This window comes from Plasticicumulans acidivorans, assembly GCF_003182095.1.
GTDB classification, from domain to species: Bacteria; Pseudomonadota; Gammaproteobacteria; order Competibacterales; family Competibacteraceae; genus Plasticicumulans; species Plasticicumulans acidivorans.
On the sequence record NZ_QGTJ01000001.1, the window covers coordinates 472,615 to 495,214 of the forward strand.

A 22,600-nucleotide genomic window follows, 5' to 3' on the forward strand; every position below is an offset into this window, starting at 1 on the left:
TATGAATATATATCAATGCCCCGGCGATGGGCAGAGGCCGTCCACGCCGGCGCGCCCTTGCGCGCTGGCCCCCCGCCCTGCGCTTGCCGATAATCCAACGTTTCGTCCGCCGCCGCAGCCCACCTCGTGCCCGTCAACCCGCCCGTTTTCGCCTGCCTGCTGCTCGCCGTCGCCTATGCCGTCGCCGGCGGACTCGGCATCCTGCTGGCCGACTCCGGCAGCACCGAGATCGAAATCTGGCCGGCCGCCGGTCTGGCCCTCGGCGTGCTGCTCACGCACGGGCGACGGCTGTGGCCGGGCATCTGGCTCGGCAGCCTCATCGTCAACCTGACGATCCATTTCTGGGTCTTGCCGAATCCGGGGCCGGCGCTGCCGGGGATCATCTTCACCAGCCTGATCGCCATCGGCCCGGCACTGCAGGCGCTGCTGGCGGCGCACTGGCTGCAGCCGCTGCTCGCCAGTCGCCCGCAGCTCGGTCACACCGGCGACGCCGCCCGCGCGATGCTGATCGGCGGCCCGCTGTGCTGCCTGATCGCCGCCAGCTGGGGCACGCTGCTGCTGGTCACGCTCGGGCCGGTATCGCTGCAGCACGCCGGCCGAGTATTGCTGCGCTGGTGGACCGGCGATCTGCTCGGCGTGCTGATCATCACGCCGATCACCCTGGCCTGGCTCGGTGACAGTGGCTGGCAGCGCCGGCGCCTGCAGATCACGCTGCCACTGCTCGGCTGCCTGGTGCTGAGCGGCATCGCGCTGAATCAGGCCCGGCGCTGGGAGGACCAGCGCTTCGAACAGACCTTTCTGCGCCACGCAACGACGGCGGCCGTCGCCGTGCGGCAGGCGCTGAGCAATCGCCTGGATGTCCTGCAGGTGCTGCGCGACCTCGATCAGGCGGTGCCGCTGCACCAGCGCGAGCCGTTCAGCCGCGCCGCCCGCGGTCTCATCGCCCGCCATTCGGGAATCGCAGCGTTGCTGTGGCTGCCGCAGATCGATGCCGACACGCTGGCGCAGCCAGACACCGCGGCGAGCCGCCTGCCGATCCTCTACATCGAGCCACAGGCCGGCCACGAAGCCCTCACCGCCATCGACCTCGCCGCGCAACCGGCGCTGCGCACGGCCCTGGAGCGCGCCGTCGGCGGCGCGCTGGCGATCAGCCCGCCTCCGGCGCCGATCCGCTCACCGGCGACGGTGACGGTCTGGCTGGCAGTCAGCGATATCGACCGCCAGCACGGCATGCTGGCCGCGGTATTGCGCCTCGACCAGATCATCGACACCACCCTGGACCAGCCGATGCGCCGCGGCCTGGTGCTGCAGCTGCGCGACATCAGCGCCGGGACTCCGGCACAGCCGCTGGCCGGTGAGGCGATCATGGCGAACGCCAGCGTATGGCGGATGTCGTTTGCCTTCGGCGACCGCATCTGGGAACTCGCCGTCGCACCCAACGCGCAGATGGCGGAGCTGCGCCTGCACCAGACCGGCACCCTGCTGGTGCTGCTGGCCTGCGCCTTCGTCAGCGGTGTGTTCGCGGTGTTCGTGCTGGTCGCCTCCGGCCGCACGACGCTGGTCGAGGCGATGGTAACGGCACGCACCGCCTGGCTCGCGCGCGAGATCGACGAGCGCAAGCGCGCCGAAAGCCGCCTGCGCCAGGCGGCGATCGTCTACGAGAACACCCGCGAGGGCATCCTCGTGCTCAACCAGCAGGGCCGCATCGAGGCGGTCAACCCGGCGTTCACGCAGATCAGCGGCTATGGCAGCGAGCTGCTCGACCAGCGCCCGCATCAGCTGCTGGCCTGCGGCGTGCGGCGCACGCTGTTTCATGAGATCCGCACGCAGCTGCGCGCCGACGGCCACTGGCAGGGTGAAACCTGGAACCGCCACGCCGACGGTTCGCTGTACCCGGCATGGCTGACCTTCAGTGCGGTGCGGACCGAGGACGGCCGCTTCAGCCATTACGTCGCGGTGTTCTCCGACATCAGCTCGATCAAGCAATCGCAGGCCGAACTCGAACGTCTGGCGCATCACGATCCGCTGACCGGACTGCCCAACCGCCTGCTGCTGATCGCCCGCATCGAGCACGCGATCGCCCGCGCCAAACGCGAACACAAGCGGCTGGCGCTGCTGTTCCTCGATCTCGACCGCTTCAAGAACGTCAACGACAGCCTCGGCCACAACCTCGGCGACCGCCTGCTGGTCGCTGCCGCCGAACGCCTCAGCGCCAGCCGCCGCGACGCCGACACGCTGGCGCGCCTCGGCGGTGACGAGTTCGTCATGCTGGCCGAAAACCTCGCCGTCGCCGAACACGCTTCCAGCCTCGCCGAGCGCCTGGTCAGCGCCTGCGCCCGGCCGTTTCGCCTCGGCGAGCACGAGCTCTATCTCGGTACGAGCATCGGCATCGCGGTGTTCCCGGAAGACGGCGAGGATGCCGAAACCCTGCTGCGCAATGCCGACGCCGCGATGTACGCCGCCAAGGCGCAGGGGCGCGGCACCTTTCACTTCTACACGCGTGAACAGACCGACAGCGCGCAGCAGCGCGTGCGCATCGAGGCGGAGCTGCGTCGGGCGCTGAGCGGCGGCGAGCTGCGCCTGCACTACCAGCCGATCGTGCGCCTCGCCGACGGCGCCGTCGAAAGCTACGAGGCGCTGGTGCGCTGGCAGCACCCGAGCCGCGGCCTGCTGCTGCCCGCCGAGTTCCTGGCGATCGCCGAGGAAAGCGGGCTGATCCTCGAACTCGGCCACTGGGTGCTCGACACCGCCTGCCGCCAGGCCCGCGCCTGGCTCGATGCCGGCACGCCGCGCCGGGTCGCCGTCAACATCACCGTGCCGCAGGTGCTGCGGCAGGACCTGCCGGGGCTGGTCAGCGCCGCACTGGCGCACTACCAGCTCCCCGGCCATCTGCTCGAACTCGAACTGACCGAGTCACTGCTGCTGCAGGACCCCGAGCGCGGCGCCCAGGCGCTCAAGGCGCTCAAGGCACTCGGCATCAGCCTCGCCGTCGACGACTTCGGCACCGGCTACTCCAGCCTCGGCTACCTCAAGCGCCTGCCGATCGACCGGCTGAAAATCGATCGACTGTTCGTGCGCGATCTGCCCGGCGACAGTGACGACTGTGCGATCGTCTGCGCGATCATCGATCTCGCCCACCACCTGCACCTCGGCGTGCTCGCCGAAGGCGTGGAAACTGCCGAACAGGCGCAATTTCTGATCGAACACGGCTGCGAACTGGCGCAAGGCTGGCTGTACGGCCGCGCCCGCAGCGCGAGCGCGGCAGGCGACTGAGGCGCTCGATTCCGCTAGCTTTGTCAGGTACCCGTCAGACCGGCCCATCGTGAGCTTCCGCGATACCCTGCGCGACACTCTGCTGCTCGCCCTCATCTACTGCCTTGCTGCCCTGCCGCTGATCGGCTTCGCGCGCGCGCCGAGCGGCGCCGTTCCGCTGTGGCCGTCGGCCGGCATCGCCGTGGCCGCCCTGCTGCTGCGCGGCCGCCAGCTGTGGCCCGGCGTGTGGCTCGGCGCCTTCGCCAGCACGCTCTATCTGCGCGCGCAGCTGTTCGACGCCGGACTCGACCCGCGCAGCGTGCTGCTCGCCGCACTGCTGGCCGTCGGCCCGGCGGCACAGGCCTGGCTCGGCGCACGGCTCGGCGCGACCTCGCTGATACACCCGTTCGCGCTGGTGCAGGGACGCACCGTGGTGCAGTTCCTGCTGCGCACGGCGCCCCTGCCGGCGCTGCTCGACAGCCTGTGGAGCTCGCTGATACTCGCCGGTTTCGGGATCGCGGCTCCGGCACAGCTCGTCACCTGCGCCTGGGTGCGCTGGGGTGGCGACACGCTCGGCGTCCTGCTGCTGCTGCCGGTGCTGCTCGCCTGGCAGGCGCGCCCGGCGGCCGACTGGGTGCCGCGCCGGCGCCTGCTGACACTGCCGCTGCTGGCCTCGCTGCTGCTCAGCACGCTGGCGCTGGGCATCGTCGATACGCTGGAAAAACGCCGTGACGAGCAGGAATTCGAACGCCGTGCGCAGGGCATCGCCCACGCGCTGGCGATCAGCCTGCGCCTGCACCTGGAGACCGTGCGCGCCCTCGCCGACCACATCGATGCCAACCAGCATCTGCTGCGCGAGGACTTCCGCCACTTCGCCGAAGGTCAGCTGTTCCGCCATCCCGGCCTGCGCGCACTGGAATGGGCGCCCCGTGTCGAGAGCAGCGAGCGCCTGACCTTCGAGCGTGACGCCAGCCTTGAGCTGCAGCGGCCCTACGCCATCCGCCAGTACGATGCCGAACGGCACATCGTGCGCGCCGACATCCGCCCCGACTACTACCCGCTGCTCTATGTGCAGCCGCATGCGGCCAACCTCGCCGCCCTCGGCTTTGATCTGGCAGTACATCCGGAGTCCGGCCCCAGCGTGGAACGCGCGCTGGCCAAGGGCGTGCTGGTGGCCACACCACCGCTGCAGTTGGTGCAGGAAACCCACGGCGAACTGTCGGTGGTGCTCTATCTGCCGGTGCCGACACGCACCCTCGGCACCCATTCCTGGCGCGGACTGGCGGTCGCCATCATGCGCATTCCCGACCTGATGCAGGCCACCTTCCAGAAATTCGACATCAGCAGCTTCAGCCTGCGCCTGCGCGACATCAGCGACGCCCGTTCACTGCCGCTCTACAGCGCCGACTGGGCACCGAGTCGCGGCAGCCCGCACTGGAGCGGACGCCTGCCGATCGCCGACCGCTACTGGCAGATCGATCTGCTGCGCAAGCCCGGCAGTGGCGGCAACGGCAGTTTCGGCCTGAATGCGGTACTCGCCGGCGCCCTGCTGTTCAACAGCGTGCTGGCAGCGCTGCTGCTGCTGGTCAGCGGCCAGACCACGGTCATCGAGGAAACGGTGCGCCTGCGCACGCGCCGGCTGCACAGCGAAATCGAGGAGCGCCAGCGCGCCGAGCGCGGCCTGCGTCAGGCGGCGGTGGTCTACGAGCACACCCGCGAAGGCATTCTGGTGCTCGATGCGCGCGGCCGCATCCGCACCGCCAATCCGGCCTTCACGCGCATCACCGGCTACAGCCTGGTGGAACTGCGCGGCCGCCACGTACGCATCCTGCTCGATCGCAGCCACCGCCGTTCGCTGCTCGACGCCCTGCGCGCGGCGCTCGGTGACAGCGGTCACTGGCAGGGCGAAATCAGCTGCCGGCAGCGCAGCGGCGCGAGTTTTCCGGCCTGGCTCAACATCAACCCGATCGCCGACCACGACACCGGCGTGCAGGGCTATGTCGCGGTGTTCTCCGACATCAGTTCGCTGAAACGCTCGCAGGACGCGCTCGAACACCTCGCCCACCACGATCCGCTGACCGGGCTGCCCAACCGCCTGCTGCTGCAGGCACGCCTGGAGCACGCCATCGAACGCTGCCGCCGCGAGCACTCGCGCCTGGCGCTGATGTATCTCGACCTCGATCGCTTCAAGCACGTCAACGACAGCCTCGGCCACGATGCCGGCGACCGCCTGCTGATCGCCGCCGCCAGCCGCCTCGGCGCCCAGTTGCGCGACGGTGACACGCTGGCGCGGCTCGGCGGCGATGAATTCGTGCTGGTGCTGGAGGGCATCGACGACGCCAGCACCGTCGACAGCATTGCCAACCGCTTCATCGAGGTGTGCACGGCGGCCTTCCAGATCGGCGACCACGAGATCTACCTCGGTGCCAGCCTCGGCATCGCCGTCTATCCGGCCGACGGCGCCGATGCCGCCACGCTGCTGCGCAATGCCGACGCCGCGATGTATCAGGCCAAGGCGCAGGGCCGCGGCACGCACCGCTTCTACACCGCGGCGCTGACACAGCAGGCCGAACAGCGCGTGCGCATCGAAGGCGAGCTGCGTCGCGCGCTGCTGGCCGGCGAGCTGCGCCTGTACTACCAGCCGCAGATCTGTCTCGGCGATGGCCGGCGCTGCGCCGTCGAGGCGCTGGTGCGCTGGCAGCACCCGAGCCACGGCCTGCTGCTGCCCGCCGACTTCCTGCCGCTGGCCGAGGAGACCGGCCTGATCCTGCCGCTCGGCGAATGGGTGCTCGACGAGGCCTGCCGCCAGGCCCGCGTCTGGCTCGACGCCGGCACCGAGCTGCGTCGCGTCGCCGTCAATGTTTCAGTGCCGCAGGTGATGCGCCAGGACCTGCCGGCGCTGGTCGCCAGTGCGCTGGCCCGCCATGAACTGCCGGCCGAATACCTGGAACTCGAACTGACCGAGTCGCTGCTGCTCTACGATCCGGAGCGCGGGGCGCAGATCCTCGATGCGTTGAAGGCGCTCGGTGTATCGCTGGCGATCGACGACTTTGGCACCGGCTATTCCAGCCTCGCCTACCTCAAGCGCCTGCCGATCGACCGTCTGAAAATCGACCGGCTGTTCGTGCGCGACGTCCCCGACGATGCCGACGACTGTGCGATCGTCTGCGCCACGCTCGACATGGCAACCCATCTCGGCCTCGAAGTCGTCGCCGAGGGCATCGAGACCGAAGCCCAGGCGGAATTCCTGCGCCGCCATCACTGCGCGATGGGCCAGGGCTGGCTGTTCGGCAAGGCCATGCCGGCCGAGCAGCTATCGGCCGACACGTGCTGAGAGACGCCGTCCACCGCGCTATCCTCAGCGTCTTTGCGCGAGGCGGAGGCAGCCATGCCGGCACCCCCTGACGATGCCGAGGCCACGGCACGGACCTGGTACATCCTCGGCGCCGGTGCCATCGGCGGCCTGTTCGCCGCGCGCCTGGCACTCGCCGGCCAGCCGCTGCAGGTACTGACCCGCGACGCTGCCGCCGCCGCGGCGCTCGATGCCCAGGGGCTGACACTCGAAGACGCCACCGGCACGCATCATCTCCACGTCGCCGCCGCAGCCGTCACGGCGCCGGGGCCGCTGATCCGCCGCCTGCTGATCTGCACCAAAGCGCCGCAGACGCTGGCTGCGCTGGCCCCGCTGCGCGCCCGCCTGAACGCCGACAGCCGCATCGTGCTGCTGCAGAACGGCATGGGCGGCGCCGAACGCATCCACGCCGCCCATCCGCAACCGCGACTGCTGCTGGCGACGACCACGCTCGGCGCCTACCGCCGCGGGCCGTGGCAGGTGGTGCACGCCGGCCTCGGCGAGACCGCGCTCGGCGACGGTCCGCTGCCGCTGCCGGCGGCCGAGCGTGAGGAGCTACTCGCCAGCCTCGCCCGCAGCGGCCTGCCGCTGTGCTGGGATGACGACATCCGCACGCGGCTGTGGCGCAAGCTGGCGATCAACTGCGCGATCAACCCGGCGACCGCACTGCTCGACTGCGCCAACGGCGCCCTCGCCGACGACGACGATGCCCGGACGCTGGTCGCCACGGTCTGCGCCGAAGCCGCCGCGGTGATGCGCGCCGAAGGACTCCGCGCCGACGCCGGCGAACTCGCCAGCGCAGCGCACGCCGCCGCCCGCGCCACCGCCGCCAACCGTTCCTCGATGCGGGCCGACGTCGCCGCCGGCCGCGAGACCGAGATCGACTACATCAACGGCTACCTGCTGCAGCGCGCCGCCGCCCACGGCCTCAGCGTGCCGGGCAATGCGCTGCTCACCGCCCTGATCCGCCTGAAGACCGCCCGCCCTGGAGAATCCGCTTGAGTGCTGCTCCGACCGCGCCCCGCCAGGCGCTGCTGCTGGTACCGGGCCTGCTCAACGACGCCCGCCTCTGGCAGCACCAGCTCACCGCGCTCGCCGACGTCGCCGATATGCAGGTCGCCGACCACACCCGCTACGACAACCTCTATGAAATCGCTGCCGGCATCCTCGCTGCCGCACCGCCGCGCTTTGCGCTGGCCGGGCTGTCGATGGGCGGCTACGTCGCCTTCGAGATGCTGCGCCAGGCCCCGCAGCGCATCACCCGCCTGGCGCTGATCAACACCGCGGCACGCGATGACAGCCCGGAGCGGCGCCAGCGCCGGCTCGACTTCATGACGCTGGCCACCCGCGGGCGTTTTCTCGGCGTCAGCCGCGCGCTGCTGCCGCAGCTGATCGACCACTCGCGCCTCGACGATGAAGCCCTGGCGACGACGATCACCGCGATGGGGCGCGACGCCGGTGTCGAGGTGTTCCTGCGCCAGCAGCGCGCGATCATCGACCGCCCGGACAGTCGCCCGCTGCTGAGCGCGATCCGCTGCCCGCTGCTGCTGATCGGCGGCCTGCAGGATCAGCTGACGCCGCCGCAGTGCCAGCGCGAGATCGCCGAGGCGGTTCCCGGCGCACGCCTGCTGCTGCTCGAACGCTGCGGTCACCTGGCGCCGCTGGAACAGCCGGAAGCGGTCAACGCCGCGCTGCGGCTGTGGCTGCAGCAACCGGCGCGGTGAGGCCCGCCGTTCAGGGCGACAGACGCAGTTCGCCGACCGCGCCGCGGCGGTAGTCGGCCTCGCGCATGCTCATCGGCAGGTATTGCTGGGTGGCCCACAGTGCCCACTGATCGGCGTAATACGGCGACAGGCGCTGGCCGCTCTGGCCGCCGGCGATGACGAAGCGCGAGGCGTCCGGCGCGGCGAGGTCGACGATCATGCGCAGGCTGGCGGCATGCGTCGCCGCGAACGGTTCGGCCTCGCGGCCGATGAAGTGGCGGGCAACGTCGACGGTGTAGGTATCGCCGCCGACCGGCGTGCGCAGCTCGAACAGCGGTTTCAGCCAGGCCACATGGGAAAACGGCCGGTGCTCGGCCACCGCCGGATGCGCCGCCCCCCAGCGCCAGTCGCGCTCGTCGCTGCCGTAGCGCCGGCGCAGATCGGCGAGCGCGGCCGGCAGCGCGGCGCTGACCTGCTCGGCGCAGGACTCGATGCGCGGCGTGCCGATGTCATCGCACCAGCGCGCCTGGCCGTCGCGATCATCGAGCACGTTGGCGAGGAAGGTCGGCCGCAGCTCGAAGGTCGCCGCGAACATCTCACCCAGCTCATCGGCATAGATCAGCCGCGACAGCTCGCGCAGCCAGGCGACGAACACCAGCGGCTCGGCACGATCGGCAGCGGTGACGGCATCCCACTGCCGCAGCCGCTGCAGCCAGGCACGCGTATCGGCATCGCCGGCGCTCGCCAGCGCCAGCAGCCGCGGCAGGAATTCGGCGGCCATGCCCGAGCGCTGGTCGCCCTGCAGCTGCATGAAGTCCTCGACATCGTGCCGGGCCCGCGCCGACAACCATGCGGCGATACGCTCGCCGCGGTACGGCGGCGCCCATTCGGCGGTCAGGTAGTACGGGTAGTCGGCGGCGACGATGCGGTCGTTGGCGCTGCTGATGCGCCCGGCAGGCGGATCGAGCCGGCGCGGCAGCGCCTCGAAGGGGATGTAGCCATCCCAGTCGTAACGGGCGTCCCAGCCGGGGGCCGGAGCCAGGCCGAGCAGATCGTTCTCCGGTTTGCGCAGCGGCACCCGCCCCGGGGCGATGAAGCCGATATGGCCGTCGACATCGGCATAGACGAAGTTCTGCTGCGGCCCGCGGAAATCGCGCAGCGCGTCGACGAAGCTGTCCCAGTCGCGGGCCGCGAGCATGCGCAGGCCGGCGCGGAAGGTCGGATCATCGTCATCGAGCGCGGTCCAGCGCAGCGCCAGTGCATAGCCGGGCGGCAGCGTGCCCTGCACGCGCGCATCCGGCAGCAGCGGCCCGTGGCGCGTTTCGCGCACCCGCAGCGGCACCGCCTCGGCACCGCGCACCTCGATCAGCTCCTCGCGTTCGCTGAAGGTGCGCGCGCCGTCCGGGGCGAGGTAGCGCGTCGGATCAGCCGGGTCAATGCGCTCGATGTAGAGATCCTGGGTATCGGGCTTGGTATTGGTCATGCCCCAGGCGATGCGCTGGTTGCGACCGATCACCACCAGCGGCACGCCGGGCAGCGTCGCACCGATCACGTTCAGCCCCGGTGCCTGCAGATGCACCAGATACCAGATGCCGGGCGCACTCAGTGCCAGGTGCGGATCGTTGGCGAGCAAAGGCTTGCCGCTCGTCGTGTGGCGACCGTCGACCACCCAGTTGTTGGAGCCGAGGCCGAACGCCGCCTCCGGCACCGCCGGGCCGAGCGCCGACAGGCGCGGTTCGAGGCGGTGATACAGCGCAACGTAATCGGTGACCGGCAACGGCCCTGCGTAGGGGGTCGGCGGCAGGAATTCCTGGATCTGTGCGCTTGTCAGCCGGCTCGACAGGCGCAGGCGCAGCAGCTCATCACTCCAGTTCGCCGACAGATCGAGCGCCATCACCTTCAGCCAGGCCAGCGCGTCGACCGGCGTCCACGGCTGCGGCTGCACGCCGAGCAGCTGGAATTCGAGCGGCAGCGGCCCGTCGTGCGCCTGCAGCCAGGCATTGACGCCGGCGGCGTAGGCGTCGAGCACCGCACGCGAATCGGCATCCAGCCGTTCGAGATTGCGCGCGGCGACGCGCTGCAGGCCGAGGCTGCGCAGGAAGCGGTCGGTATCGAGCGTGGCGCCGCCGGCGATCTCGCTCAGCCGCCCGCCGGCGATGCGCCGGTTCATCTCCATCTGCCAGAGCCGGTCCTGCGCATGCACCACGCCGAGCGCGAACCAGGCGTCGTGCGCCGACTGGGCGCGGATGTGCGGCACGGCATGGGCATCGCGCACGATCGACACCGGCGCCTGCAGCCCCGGCAGCTGCAGCTCGCCGGCGAGCGGCGGCAGAGCGGCGCGCAACCACCACCAGGCCCCCAGCAAGACGGCCGCCAGCACGCCGGCCAGCCACTTCCAGATTGTGCTTCGCACCCGCATCGCTCGGCTCTCCCCGCCGCTTAACCCCGCGCAGCCTAGCCGCCGGCTAAGATTTCATGCGAGCGCAAAAAAACGCCGGTGCATCTCGCTGCAGAGATGCACCGGCGTGGACAGAGGTGCCGGGGAGTCGGTTCAGTCGGCGACGATGAACTTGATCGGCACGCCGTTGGCGTAGTTGTCGGACACCGGGCAGCGGCGGTCGACCTCGTGCAGATAGGCTTCCTTCTGCTCCCTGGTCATGTCGGCATCGATGTCGACGGTGACGGTGAGGTTGACGAAGCCGGCACGGCCTTCAGTGCTCTTGCCGAGCAGCACGGCCGGGTCCATCTCGCCTTCGACACGGATGTCCATGCCGCGCACCGGCAGCTTCTGCTGGTTGGCGACGATACGGCCGATCGTGCCGATGCAGCCGGCCAGCGCACTGAACATGTATTCGAGCGGCGACGGCCCCATGCCAGCGCCACCCGAGTTCTTCGGCTGGTCGATATAGACCGTGTGGTGCTCGGTCTGGACCTCGATGGTGAATGCCGGACCGAGCTTTGCCTGTACGCTGACAGTTTTCATGAAACCTCCCTGAACGCGGGACTCATAGAAGCAATGGGCATGTAGCCTACTAAACATTCATATATTCGCAAATTCGAATGTATAACGCTCGCTTCAGCCTGGCTCATGTGATGGCTGCACAGGTTTACACGCGGACCTTTTCGCCCTGCTCTTCCAGGCGCTTGACCGAGATCGGCAGCGCCGTCTTCAGCTCCTGCGCGAACAGCGATACGCGCAGCTCTTCGAGCATCCAGCGGAAGCGTTCGAGTTCAGCATCGTCGCCACCACGGCGGGCCAGCTGCGCCTGGCGCTGCCGATACCAGCGCCACAAGCGCTGCGCCTCGGCCATGCGGGCGCGATCCTGTTCGACACGACCGTCGAGGCGCTGCAGACGCAGCTCGATCGCCTTCATGTAGATCGGCAGACGCTGCAGCCATTCGGCCGGCGTGACGCTGATGAAGCCGGGATAGACCAGCGCATCGAGCTGCTCGTTGACGTCCTTGGCGACCTCCATCCAGCTCAGCGGCAACTTGCCACGCAGGCGGCGGCGCACTTCATGGCAGCTCGCCAGTGCCTGGCCGACCTGGGCGCAGACTTCATTGGCGATGCTCATCAACTGCCCGCGCCCGCGTTCGAGCATCACCTCGAAAGCGGCGCGCTCACGCGGCAGGCCCTCACTGAGAAAGACGCGATCGAGCACGGCGGTCAGCAGATCGTCGCGCAACTGTTCCTGCGTGCCGATGCCGACGTAGTGCAGCGCCATCTGCGTCAGCCCCGGCAGGTTGCGGCGCAGGTACTTGACCTGTTCACGCAGGCGCAGACTGATCAGCCGGTGCAATCCGGCGCGGTGCGCGCTTGCCGCCCGCGCCGGCGTATCGAGCACGCGCACCGCCAGGCGCTCGTCCTCGACCACCAGCGCCGGGTAGCCCTTGAGCTCGATGCCGTTGCGCATGAAGGCCAGCACCGCTGGCAGCGGGCCGAAATCCCAGTCGTGCACGTCGGCCCGCTCGATACGGGCAACGGCATCGTCGACCGCCCGCGGCGCGGGCGCCTGCGGCGGTGCCGCGGCGGCAAGGCCGAGTGTCGTCACCGGTTTGCGGGCTTTATCAGCAGCGGCGCGGAAGGCACTCGCCAGCGTGCCGAAGGCCTGGCGCGAGGCATCGCCGAGCTGGCGGCGCAGCGCGCCGAGGTCACGACCGCCGGCCAGCACCGTTCCGTCCGGATCGACGACGCGGAAGTTCATCGCCAGATGCGCCGGCACGGCGGCGGCATCGAAAGCGCTTTCAGGGAATTCGCTGGCCGTCAGGCGCTGCAGCGCGCGGGCGAGCGCCGGGATCAGCGGCTCATCACCCGGCTCCAGCCCGTCGCGCAGGCGCTCGACGGTATCCGGCACCGGTACTACACGCCGGCGCAGATCCTTTGGCAGCGACTTCAACAGTGCGGCGAGCCGTTCCGGCAGCAGCCCCGGCACCAGCCACTCGCAGCGCGCCTCCGGCAGCTGGTTGAGCGCGGCGAGCGGCACCGTCAGCGTGACACCGTCGTCCTCGGCACCCGGCTCGAAGCGGTAACTCAACGGGAAGGCGATGCCGCCGAGCAGCAGGTGATCGGGGAAGCGGGCGGCGGTGACGTCGTCGGCCGCATGTGCCATCAGCTGCTCGCGACTCATGAACAGCCGCTGCGGCTGCTCGCGCTCGACCTGCTTCAACCACTTGAGGAAGGCCACGCCGGAATGCACCTGCGGCGGGATGCGCTCGTCGTAGAAGCGGAAGATCGCCTCCTCGTCGACCAGCACGTCGCGCCGCCGCGCCTTGGTCTCCAGCGCCTCGATCTCGGTGACCAGTTCGGCGTTGTGCTGGAAAAACGCGGCCGCACAACTGTATTCGCGCTGCACCAGGGCGTGGCGGATGAACAGCTCGCGGGCAACCGGCGGGTCGATCGGCCCGTAGTTGACGCGCCGTCCGCTGACCACCGGCAGGCCGTAGAGCGTGACGCGCTCGGTCGCGGCGACCCGCGCGGCGCGCTTTTCCCACACTGGCTCGGCGTAGCTGCGTTTGATCAGGTGTGCGGCGAGCTCCTCCAGCCATTCCGGTTCGATACGCGCGCAGGTGCGCGCATAGACCTGCGAGGTCTCGACGATCTCCGCCGCCGCCAGCCAGCGCGGCGGCTTCTTCGCCAGACCGGAACCGGGCCAGACCCGGAACTTGCGTCCGCGCGCACCAAGAAACTCGTGGCCCTCCTGCTGATGCAGGCCGATGTTGCCAAGCAGGCCGGTCAACAACGCGCGATGCAGTTCGGCGAAGTTCGCCGGCCAGGCGGATTCCTCGCGCTTCTGGCCCGGTTCCGGCGGTGGCGGCGCGATCTCGCGCGCACTCGCGGCCGCCTCCCCTTCGCCAGCCAGACTGGCGACGACTTCACTGAGCTGCGCGTGCAGCTCATGCCATTCGCGCATGCGTACATAAGAAAGGAAGCTCGTCTTCGCCAGCTCGCGCAGCTTGGACTTTGTCAGCTTCTTCGCCTGCGCATGCCACCAGTCCCACAGCCGCAGATAGCCGAGGAAGTCGGAACGCTCGTCACGGAAGCGCCGGTGTTTTTCGTCGGCGGCCTGCTGCGCCTCCAGCGGCCGCTCGCGCGGGTCCTGCAGCGCCAGTGCGCTGGCGACGATCAGCACGTCGGCAAGGCAGCCGAAGCGGCGCGCAGCGAGGATCATGCGCCCGAGCCGCGGGTCGATCGGCAGGCGCGCCAGCTCGCGGCCGAGGGCCGTCAGCTGATGGCGCTCGTCAACGGCTTCGAGTTCCTGCAGCAGCTTGTAGCCGTCGTGGATCAGCCGCGAGTCCGGCGCTTCGACGAACGGGAATGCCGCCGGATCGCCGAGCTTGAGCGCGGCCATCTGCAGGATCACCGCCGCGAGATTGGTGCGCAGGATCTCGGGGTCGGTGAAACGCGGCCGCGCGGCAAAATCTTCCTGTGAATACAGCCGGATACAGACACCGGCCTGGACCCGTCCGCAGCGCCCGGCGCGCTGGTTGGCACTGGCCTGGGAGACGCGCTCGACCGGCAGCCGCTGGATCTTCGAGCGATAGCTGTAGCGGCTGATACGTGCCGTGCCCGGATCGACGACGTAGCGGATGCCGGGCACCGTCAGCGAGGTTTCAGCAACGTTGGTGGCCAGCACGATGCGCGGCCGTCCATGCGACTGGAACACGCGGTTCTGCTCGGCCGCCGACAGTCGCGCGAACAGCGGCAGGACTTCGACACCCGGCGGATGGTGCTTGCGCAGCGCCTCGGCGGTCTCGCGGATCTCGCGCTCGCCGGAGAGAAACACCAGCACGTCGCCCGGGCCTTCGGTCCACAGCTCATCAATGGCGTCGAGGATCGCCTGCTGCAGGTCACGGTCGCGGGCGTCTTCGTCTTCGCCGATCAGCGGCCGATAGCGCATTTCGACCGGATAGGTCCGTCCGGAGACTTCGATGATCGGTGCATCGTTGAAATGGCGGGCAAAACGTTCGGGGTCGATGGTCGCCGAGGTGATGATCAGCTTCAGGTCGGGACGCCGCGGCAGCAGCTTCTTCAGATAACCGAGCAGGAAGTCGATGTTGAGGCTGCGCTCGTGAGCCTCGTCGAGGATGATGACTTCGTAGGCGTCGAGCTGCGGATCGTGCTGTGTCTCGGCGAGCAGAATACCGTCGGTCATCAGCTTGACCGCGGTGTCCGGGCCGCTGCGATCGTTGAAGCGCACCTTGTAGCCGACCAGCCCGGCAGCCTGCGGCCCGAGCTCCTCGGCGATGCGGGCAGCAACCGAGCGGGCGGCGATGCGCCGCGGCTGGGTGTGGCCAATCAGCCCGGCGGCACCAAAACCGAGCTGCAGACAGATCTTCGGCAGCTGCGTGGTCTTGCCGGAACCGGTCTCGCCGCAGACGACCACCACCTGGTGCTCACGAATCGCCGCGGCGATCTCGGCACGGCGGATGTTGACCGGTAGTGCCTCGTCAAAACCCGGCTGCGGCAGCCGCGCGCGCCGCTGGCGCAAATGCTCGTGCGCCACCTCCATTGCGGCCATCAGTTCGGCCAAACCACGGTCGTAAGGCTTGCCGTCACGACGCCGGCGCTCAAGAGCGAGCAGCCTGCTGCGCAAACGTGGGCGATCTGCACTGGGACAGTGCAACAATAATTCTGACAGAGCGCTGAGAGTGTCGGACACAGATCTTCAGGGGGCCAAAAAAAGGCGTTAAGACTAGCAAAATCCCGAGCAAACACCATGTTAGCGCCATCATCGGCAAACATGAGCCCATCGGGCCAAATACGCTTGCAGGGCCTGAGGGATTGGCGTAGTGTCGACCGCGGTTTCGGATATGACCTTTTTTCAGTTAAAAAGGCAGGTTCGAACCGTGCTACTGCGAGCTGTGTCCGCTCGTGTCGCTCAGGTCATAGTGATTTGACTGACTCTGGCACCGGTGCGCGTCTCAAATGTTTTTCCGAGGTTGGTTATTCATGAAGATTGGTACGGTTAAGTGGTTCGATGAAGCCAAGGGCTTCGGTTTCGTCGCTCCGGAAGACGGCTCCAGCGATGTGTTCGTGCATTACTCGTCGATCGACTCCAAGGGTTTCAAGACCCTAGCCGAAGGCCAGAAGGTCGAGTTCGAGTCGAAGGTGGGTCCGAAGGGTCCGCAGGCGACTCTGTGCAAGCCGCTCTGATCGGGAGTCGATGATGCGCACCGGTACCGTGAAGTGGTTTGACGAGGCCAAGGGCTTCGGTTTCATCCAGCCGGATGACGGCTCGAGTGATGTGTTCGTGCACTTCTCCGCGATCGAAGGCAAGGGCTTCCGTACGCTTGCCGAAGGTCAGAAGGTCGAGTTTGACTCGAAGCAGGGCCCGAAGGGTCCGCAGGCAACTGTCTGCAAGCCCATCTGATTCGCTGCCAATAACGAATTTTACGGACCCCGCCTCGGCGGGGTTTGTTTTTTTGAGTGGACAGAGGCTTGCGCGACGCAACATCGATGTCTGACGCTTCGCTATAATCCACGCCCGCTTTTTCCTCAATTCCGGATCCGAACGTGATCGAGAAGCTCCGCAACATCGCCATCATCGCCCATGTCGACCATGGCAAGACCACACTGGTCGACAAGCTCCTACAGCAATCCGGCACGCTCGGCGAACGTGCGCAGCCAACCGAGCGCCTGATGGACTCGAATGATCTCGAGAAGGAACGGGGCATCACGATCCTCGCCAAAAACACGGCGATCCGCTGGAACGACTACCGCATCAATATCGTCGACACCCCCGGCCATGCCGACTTCGGTGGTGAGGTCGAGCGCGTGCTGTCGATGGTCGACTCGGTGCTGCTGCTGGTCGACGCCGTCGACGGCCCGATGCCACAAACACGCTTCGTCACACAAAAAGCGTTTGCAATGGGCTTCCGTCCGATCGTCGTCATCAACAAGATCGACCGTCCCGGTGCCCGCCCGGGCTGGGTGCTCGACCAGACCTTCGATCTGTTCGACCGCCTCGGTGCCACCGATGAGCAGCTCGATTTTCCAGTCATCTACGCCTCTGCCCTGAACGGTTATGCCAGCACCGACCCGGACTGCCGCGAAGGTGACATGACGCCGCTGTTCGAGGCGATCGTCGAGCACGTCTCCCCGCCGGACGTCGACCTCGAAGGCCCGTTCCAGATGCAGGTGTCCTCGCTCGACTACAACAGCTATGTCGGCGTCATCGGCATCGGCCGCATCAAACGCGGCACGATCAAGACCAATACGTCCGTAGCCGTCGTCGATGCCAACGGTGAACGCCGTACCGGCCGCATCCTGCAGATCCTCGGCTTCCATGGTCTCGAACGCATCGAGTTTCCGGAAGCTTCCGCCGGTGACATCATCGCTTTCACCGGCATGGAAAAACTCAACATCTCCGATACGCTGTGCGACCCGACTGCCATCGAGGCATTGCCACCACTGACCGTCGACGAGCCCACCGTGAGCATGACCTTTCAGGTCAACAACTCACCGTTCGCCGGCAAGGAAGGCAAGTTTGTCACCTCGCGGCAGATCCGTGAGCGCCTGCAGCGTGAACTGATCCACAACGTCGCACTGCGTGTCGAAGACACGGATGATCCGGACAAGTTCAAGGTCTCGGGTCGCGGCGAGCTGCACCTGAGCATCCTGATCGAAAACATGCGCCGCGAAGGCTATGAACTCGGCGTTTCCCGCCCCGAGGTCATCATCCACGAAGTCGACGGTGAAAAGCAGGAGCCCTACGAATCGCTGACCGTCGACGTCGAGGAGCAGCATCAGGGCAAGATGATGGAGAAACTCGGTGAACGCGGCGGCGAGCTGCGCGACATGGTGCCGGACGGCAAGGGCCGGGTGCGCCTCGACTACCTCATCCCGGCACGCGGACTGATCGGTTTCCAGACCGAATTCATGACTTCGACCAGCGGCACCGGCCTGATGTACCACGTCTTCGATCATTACGGCGTGTACAAGCGCGGCGAGTTCGGCGCGCGGGTCAACGGCGTGCTGATCGCCAATGCCGCCGGCAAGGCGCTGGCCTACGCCCTGTTCAATCTCCAGGATCGTGGCCGCCTATTCATCGGCCACGGCGAGGAGGTGTACGAAGGCATGATCATCGGCATCCACTCACGCGATAACGACCTGGTCGTCAACCCGCTCAAGGCCAAGCAGCTCACCAATATTCGCGCAGCGGGCTCGGACGAGAACATCATCCTGACGCCGCCGATCCGCATGACCCTGGAGCAGGCTCTGGAGTTCATCGACGACGACGAGCTGGTCGAAGTCACGCCGAAGAGTATCCGCATCCGCAAGAAACTGCTCGACGAGAACGCGCGCAAGCGCGCGTCCCGCAAGAGCGAAGACTGAACGTTGCGGGGAGCTCGTCGATTCAGGCGAGCCCCCATTGATGCAGCAGGCGTTCGCGGTTCAGTTCGAGCCACTGCAGGGCGATGATCGGTGCCGCCGAGTTCAAGCGGCTGCCGATCATCTGCAGCGCCTCAAGGCGTGGAATCACATGAACGCGGATGTCCTCGTGCTCCTCGGCAAGTCCATGAATACCGCCGACGTTCGCCGCATCGACGCGCCCCAGGTACAGCGCGGTACTTTCCGAGGTACCGCCCGGGCTGCAGAGGTATTCGACGATGAATTCGAGCGCGAGGATTTCGCAGCCCGCCTCCTCCATCGCCTCGCGCTGCGCGACCTCTTCGCGGCTTTCGCCCGGCTCGATCATGCCGGCGACGATCTCCAGCAGCCACGGCACGAACGGGCGATGCATCGCGCCTACCCGGAACTGCTCCGCCAGCACCAGCACATCGCGCTGCGGGTCCCAGAGCAGCACGGCTACGGCATCGCCGCGATCGAGACACAGCCGCCTGAATTCCGGCGTCCAGCCGCCAGCGAACAGTTCATGCTGCAGGCGATATTCCGACAGTTTGAAAAACCCCTGATAAATCAGGGTCTTGTCGATGATTCGGAAACGATATTCCATGCACGGCACTCCCATAGCCGAAAAGTCGATAACAACAACCATCGCACTGGTCCTGATTGCGATCGCACTGGCAGCCTGCGGCCCGCGCAAAACGACTGTCAGTGTCGGCAAGACCCGCTTTGTGGTTGAACTCGCCGAATCCGAAAGTGCGCGTCAACGCGGCCTGATGTACCGCCTGATGCTGCCACGCGATCAGGGCATGCTGTTCGTGCTGCCGCGACCGCAAGTCGCAACGTTCTGGATGAAGAACACGTACCTGCCGCTCGACATCCTGTATTTCGACGCCAATCGACGCCTGCGGACCATCCATCGCAACGTGCCGCCGTGCCGTCGCCGCCCCTGCCCCACCTACGCCAGCACGGGTCCGGTACTCTACGTGCTGGAAATCAACGCCGGCGAAGCCGCCCGGCACGCTATTCAGCCGGAGCAGCCATTGCATATCGACGGTGGCGTCGGCATTACCGACTGAACCACTGAACCCTTCAGGGTTCCTGCACCTTCGCTTCGTTCCAGAGCCGATCCATTTCCTCCAGCGAAGCATCCCGCGGTGTACGTCCGCCCGCCGCGAGGCACTCCTCGATATAGCGGAAGCGACGTTCGAACTTGGCATTGGTGCCACGCACGGCCTGTTCCGGATCGATATCGAGGTGACGAGCGAGATTGGCTGTTGCGAACAGGACATCACCCAGCTCGTCCTGCAGACGCTCAAGTGCAGCGCCACATTCGATTTCCGCACGCAGTTCGCGAATTTCTTCCTCGATCTTGTCGAGCACGGCGCCTGCACGATCCCAATCGAAACCGACACGTGCCGCTTTGCGTGTCAGCTTCACGGCCCGCGTCAAACCCGGCATGCCAAGCGGGACATCGGCCAGCAGCCCTCCGGACGGCTGTCCCTGCGAGTGGCGCTCGTCACGCTTGATGCGCTCCCAGTCAGCAGCCTGTTCAGCTAGGTCTGCATATTGGGTGTCGCCAAACACATGAGGATGACGGCGTACCAGCTTGTCGATGAGACCCTGCACGACATCGTTGAAACTGAACACTCCCTCCTCACTGGCCAGCTGCGAGTAGAACACCACCTGCAGCAGCAAATCGCCCAGCTCGGCCCGCAACTCGCCCAGATCCCCCCGCTCGACGGCATCCGCAACCTCGTAGGCTTCTTCAAGGGTGTGCGGAACGATGCTGCGATAGGTCTGTGCCAAGTCCCACGGACACCCGTGCTGCGGGTCACGCAAATTTGCCATGAGTTGTAACAACGCGCCGACGTCATTCATGGATAATTACTACGAAAGGATTATTGACCGGATGCCCACACAAGGGCTCAAGAGGAAATCATCGATATGTTCAAGTTCAGCCCGGACACTAAGCAACTCTGCGTTCTCGTCTTTGCCGCACTACTTGCGGTAGTGTCACTTTTCGTGCCGCTTGATGACCATGGATCACAGCAGATGGCTGCACACACTTACATGACGCAGCAGCAGTTCTAAGCGGCAGCATTCTGCCTCCACAACGAGGCTGTTGACATAACCAAACGCCGTCGACGCGACACTTACGGGTCAGAGCGCCGCCCCGGGCGCCCGTCGCGCGCGTGAGGATGATTCTTCGACTGCTGGCTGTCAGCCGTCCGCTCACGTCGTGTCACACGCCGACCACCCGCATCCGGAGGCAGGCCAGTATGCTGGGTCAGCACTGTCTGCGGACGATGCTTGCGTCCGGCACGTGCCCCTTCTCCTCCCGCAAGCCCCGTCCCCGACGGCTGCCAGCTCGGCACCAGATGATGCTTGCCATTGCCGATCAGATCGGCCCGTCCCATGCGCTTGAGCGCCTCCCGCAACAGCGGCCAGTTCTCCGCGTCGTGATAGCGCAGAAACGCCTTATGCAGACGGCGCTGCTTCAATCCCTTCGGTGACTCGACCAACTCACCGCGATCGCGGTGGATGCCTTTGAGTGGATTGCGGCCGCTGTGATACATCGCGCTGGCCAGAGCCATTGGGCTTGGCAGGAACGCCTGCACCTGATCGGCGCGAAAGCCGTTACGCTTGAGCCAGAGCGCGAGGTTCATCATGTCTTCGTCGCTGGTGCCGGGATGCGCCGCGATGAAGTAAGGGATCAGATACTGTTCCTTGCCTGCCGCTTTCGAGAAACGCTCGAACAGTTCCTTGAAACGATCGTAGGTACCGATGCCCGGCTTCATCATTTTCGACAGCGGGCCCGACTCAGTGTGTTCCGGCGCAATTTTCAGGTAGCCACCGACATGATGGCTCACCAGCTCACGGACGTACTCCGGATCGCGGACCGCCAGGTCATAGCGCAGGCCTGAGGCAATCAGGACCTTCTTGATACCGGGCAAGCTCCGGGCTTTGCGATACAACTGCACCAGCGGCGCATGGTTCGTGCCGAGATTCGAGCAGATGTCCGGCCACACGCAGGACAGCTTACGGCAGCTGCGCTCGATATCCTTCGACTTGCACGCCAGGCGGTACATGTTCGCCGTCGGCCCGCCCAGGTCGGAGATCACACCGGTAAAACCTGGCGTTTTGTCTCGAATCTCCTCGATCTCGTGGAGAATCGAGTTCTCCGAGCGTGACTGGATGATGCGGCCTTCATGTTCGGTGATCGAGCAGAACGTACAACCGCCGAAGCAGCCGCGCATGATGTTGACCGAAAAGCGGATCATCTCGTAGGCCGGAATCCTGGCATCGCCGTACGCGGGATGTGGCACGCGGGCATAAGGCAGGCCGAACACCGAGTCCATCTCTGCCGTGCTGAGCGGCAGCGGCGGCGGATTGAGCCAGACATCGCGATCACCGTGACGCTGGACCAGCGCCCGTGCATTGCCGGGATTGGTCTCAAGATGCAGCGTGCGCGATGCATGGGCATACAACACCGGATCATCACGCACCTGCTCGAACGCCGGCAGGCGAACCACCGTGCGTTCGCGCGGATGGCGAACGAGCCGACGAGGGAAATGCACCAGCCGCGTCTCCCCTGCTGGCTTGGCATCCGCCGACGCGCAGCTCGCCGCCGGTGGAGGAATGTCCTCGTAAGGATTGAGCATCGGTTCGACCGGCCCCGGCTCGTCGACCGTGCTCGAATCCACTTCGAACCAGCCCTCGGGCAAACCGTCGCGAGTCATGAACGCCGTGCCGCGAATATCGTGCATCGCCTTCGGCGACTCGCCGGCGGCGCAGCGGTGAGCTATTTCGGCGATGGCCCGCTCGGCATTGCCGTAGACCAGCAGATCCGCCTTGGAATCAACCAGAACCGAACGACGCACCTTGTCTGACCAGTAGTCGTAGTGGGCGATGCGCCGCAACGACGCTTCGATGCCGCCCAGCACGACCGGAACATCGCTGTAGGCCTCACGGCAACGCTGCGAATAGACGATCACGGCACGATCCGGCCGCTTGCCGCCCTCGTCGTTTGGCGTATAGGCGTCATTCGAACGCATGCGCCGATCCGAGGTATAGCGATTGACCATCGAGTCCATATTGCCGGCCGCCACCCCGAAGAAAAGCTTGGGGCGCCCGAGGCGGCGAAATGCTTCAGGTGAGGTCCAGTCCGGCTGAGCAATGATGCCGACGCGAAACCCCTGGGCTTCGAGTACGCGGCCGATGACCGCCATGCCGAAGCTGGGATGATCGACATAGGCGTCCCCGGTCACGACGATGATGTCGCAGGCGTCCCAGCCGAGTTGATCCATTTCCGCACGCGACATTGGCAGAAACGGCGCAACCCCAAAACGATGGGCCCAATATTTCCGATAGGAGAACAACGGGCGCGGAACATCAGCGACAACAGCAGGCATGGTGCGTTAATAACCGAGTGTAAAATTCAAC

15 protein-coding genes are annotated in these 22,600 nt (G+C 66.7%); 9 read left to right on the forward strand and 6 right to left on the reverse strand.

What is annotated here, in order from left to right:
- Positions 1 to 126 precede the first annotated feature (126 nt).
- From C7443_RS20515 to C7443_RS01915, 4 genes are read left to right on the forward strand one after another with little or no spacing between them, the layout of a single operon-like run.
- Positions 127 to 3,273 carry an EAL domain-containing protein gene (locus C7443_RS20515; protein WP_110016879.1) on the forward strand — a complete coding sequence of 1,049 codons (3,147 nt, stop codon included), beginning with the start codon at positions 127 to 129 and terminating at the stop codon, positions 3,271 to 3,273.
- A gap of 49 nt (positions 3,274 to 3,322) precedes the next feature.
- Complete coding sequence (locus tag C7443_RS01905) at positions 3,323 to 6,586, forward strand: EAL domain-containing protein (protein WP_110016880.1); 3,264 nt, start codon at positions 3,323 to 3,325, stop codon at positions 6,584 to 6,586.
- Positions 6,587 to 6,640: 54 nt separating this feature from the next.
- The gene (locus C7443_RS01910) at positions 6,641 to 7,606 is read left to right on the forward strand and encodes a ketopantoate reductase family protein (protein WP_110016881.1); all 966 of its coding nucleotides are present in this window, start codon (positions 6,641 to 6,643) and stop codon (positions 7,604 to 7,606) included.
- Positions 7,603 to 8,328, forward strand: a complete 726-nt coding sequence (locus C7443_RS01915; protein WP_246004497.1) for an alpha/beta fold hydrolase — start codon at positions 7,603 to 7,605, stop codon at positions 8,326 to 8,328. Before C7443_RS01910 ends, C7443_RS01915 begins: the two co-directional genes overlap by 4 nt.
- Before the next feature lie 10 nt (positions 8,329 to 8,338).
- On the opposite strand, the gene C7443_RS01920 is transcribed toward C7443_RS01915, so the two are convergent.
- From C7443_RS01920 to hrpA, 3 genes are all read right to left on the reverse strand, one after another.
- Entirely contained in the window at positions 8,339 to 10,726 is a 2,388-nt protein-coding gene (locus tag C7443_RS01920) for a penicillin acylase family protein (RefSeq protein ID WP_110016882.1), read from the reverse strand.
- Positions 10,727 to 10,858: 132 nt separating this feature from the next.
- Positions 10,859 to 11,290 (reverse strand): OsmC family protein, encoded by a 432-nt coding sequence (locus tag C7443_RS01925; RefSeq protein WP_110016883.1) that lies wholly within the window; start codon positions 11,288 to 11,290, stop codon positions 10,859 to 10,861.
- A gap of 124 nt (positions 11,291 to 11,414) precedes the next feature.
- Entirely contained in the window at positions 11,415 to 15,467 is a 4,053-nt protein-coding gene (gene hrpA / locus C7443_RS01930) for an ATP-dependent RNA helicase HrpA (RefSeq protein ID WP_281279369.1), read from the reverse strand.
- 290 nt (positions 15,468 to 15,757) lie between these two features.
- On the opposite strand from hrpA, the gene C7443_RS01935 reads away from it, so the two are divergent.
- The 3 genes from C7443_RS01935 to typA all read left to right on the forward strand — a co-directional run bounded on the left by C7443_RS01935 (position 15,758) and on the right by typA (position 18,142).
- Entirely contained in the window at positions 15,758 to 15,961 is a 204-nt protein-coding gene (locus C7443_RS01935; protein WP_110016885.1) for a cold-shock protein, read from the forward strand.
- 13 nt (positions 15,962 to 15,974) lie between these two features.
- A complete protein-coding gene (locus C7443_RS01940) occupies positions 15,975 to 16,178 on the forward strand; it encodes a cold-shock protein (protein WP_110016886.1) in 204 nt (67 codons plus the stop codon).
- A gap of 143 nt (positions 16,179 to 16,321) precedes the next feature.
- Positions 16,322 to 18,142, forward strand: coding sequence for a translational GTPase TypA (typA, locus tag C7443_RS01945; protein ID WP_110016887.1), 1,821 nt, complete (start codon positions 16,322 to 16,324; stop codon positions 18,140 to 18,142).
- A gap of 22 nt (positions 18,143 to 18,164) precedes the next feature.
- On the opposite strand, the gene C7443_RS01950 is transcribed toward typA, so the two are convergent.
- Positions 18,165 to 18,764: an NUDIX domain-containing protein gene (locus tag C7443_RS01950; RefSeq protein ID WP_110016888.1), complete on the reverse strand. Its 600-nt coding sequence runs from the start codon at positions 18,762 to 18,764 to the stop codon at positions 18,165 to 18,167.
- Between C7443_RS01950 and C7443_RS01955 the strand changes: the two genes are divergently transcribed.
- Positions 18,763 to 19,233, forward strand: coding sequence for a DUF192 domain-containing protein (locus C7443_RS01955; protein ID WP_170123451.1), 471 nt, complete (start codon positions 18,763 to 18,765; stop codon positions 19,231 to 19,233). The two genes, C7443_RS01950 and C7443_RS01955, sit on opposite strands and share 2 nt — an antisense overlap.
- A 13-nt stretch (positions 19,234 to 19,246) precedes the next feature.
- Here the strand turns inward: C7443_RS01955 and mazG are convergent, their stop codons facing one another.
- Positions 19,247 to 20,035, reverse strand: a complete 789-nt coding sequence (gene mazG, locus C7443_RS01960) for a nucleoside triphosphate pyrophosphohydrolase (RefSeq protein ID WP_110016889.1) — start codon at positions 20,033 to 20,035, stop codon at positions 19,247 to 19,249.
- A 66-nt stretch (positions 20,036 to 20,101) separates the two neighbouring features.
- On the opposite strand from mazG, the gene C7443_RS20020 reads away from it, so the two are divergent.
- Positions 20,102 to 20,248, forward strand: coding sequence for a hypothetical protein (locus tag C7443_RS20020; protein ID WP_170123452.1), 147 nt, complete (start codon positions 20,102 to 20,104; stop codon positions 20,246 to 20,248).
- A 62-nt stretch (positions 20,249 to 20,310) separates the two neighbouring features.
- Here the strand turns inward: C7443_RS20020 and C7443_RS01965 are convergent, their stop codons facing one another.
- On the reverse strand, positions 20,311 to 22,569 hold the full coding sequence (locus tag C7443_RS01965; protein ID WP_110016890.1) for a YgiQ family radical SAM protein: 2,259 nt from the start codon (positions 22,567 to 22,569) through the stop codon (positions 20,311 to 20,313).
- Between the last annotated feature and the right edge of the window lie 31 nt (positions 22,570 to 22,600).

What these genes read in the sequence shown, in the direction of transcription:
- C7443_RS01910 (WP_110016881.1), top strand. Translation starts at nt 6,641, where the DNA reads ATGCCGGCACCCCCTGACGATGCCGAGGCCACGGCACGGACCTGGTAC.
- C7443_RS01920 (WP_110016882.1), bottom strand. Translation starts at nt 10,726, where the DNA reads ATGCGGGTGCGAAGCACAATCTGGAAGTGGCTGGCCGGCGTGCTGGCG.
- C7443_RS01925 (WP_110016883.1), bottom strand. Translation starts at nt 11,290, where the DNA reads ATGAAAACTGTCAGCGTACAGGCAAAGCTCGGTCCGGCATTCACCATC.
- C7443_RS01935 (WP_110016885.1), top strand. Translation starts at nt 15,758, where the DNA reads ATGAAGATTGGTACGGTTAAGTGGTTCGATGAAGCCAAGGGCTTCGGT.
- C7443_RS01940 (WP_110016886.1), top strand. Translation starts at nt 15,975, where the DNA reads ATGCGCACCGGTACCGTGAAGTGGTTTGACGAGGCCAAGGGCTTCGGT.
- C7443_RS01955 (WP_170123451.1), top strand. Translation starts at nt 18,763, where the DNA reads ATGCACGGCACTCCCATAGCCGAAAAGTCGATAACAACAACCATCGCA.
- C7443_RS01950 (WP_110016888.1), bottom strand. Translation starts at nt 18,764, where the DNA reads ATGGAATATCGTTTCCGAATCATCGACAAGACCCTGATTTATCAGGGG.
- mazG (WP_110016889.1), bottom strand. Translation starts at nt 20,035, where the DNA reads ATGAATGACGTCGGCGCGTTGTTACAACTCATGGCAAATTTGCGTGAC.
- C7443_RS20020 (WP_170123452.1), top strand. Translation starts at nt 20,102, where the DNA reads ATGTTCAAGTTCAGCCCGGACACTAAGCAACTCTGCGTTCTCGTCTTT.
- C7443_RS01965 (WP_110016890.1), bottom strand. Translation starts at nt 22,569, where the DNA reads ATGCCTGCTGTTGTCGCTGATGTTCCGCGCCCGTTGTTCTCCTATCGG.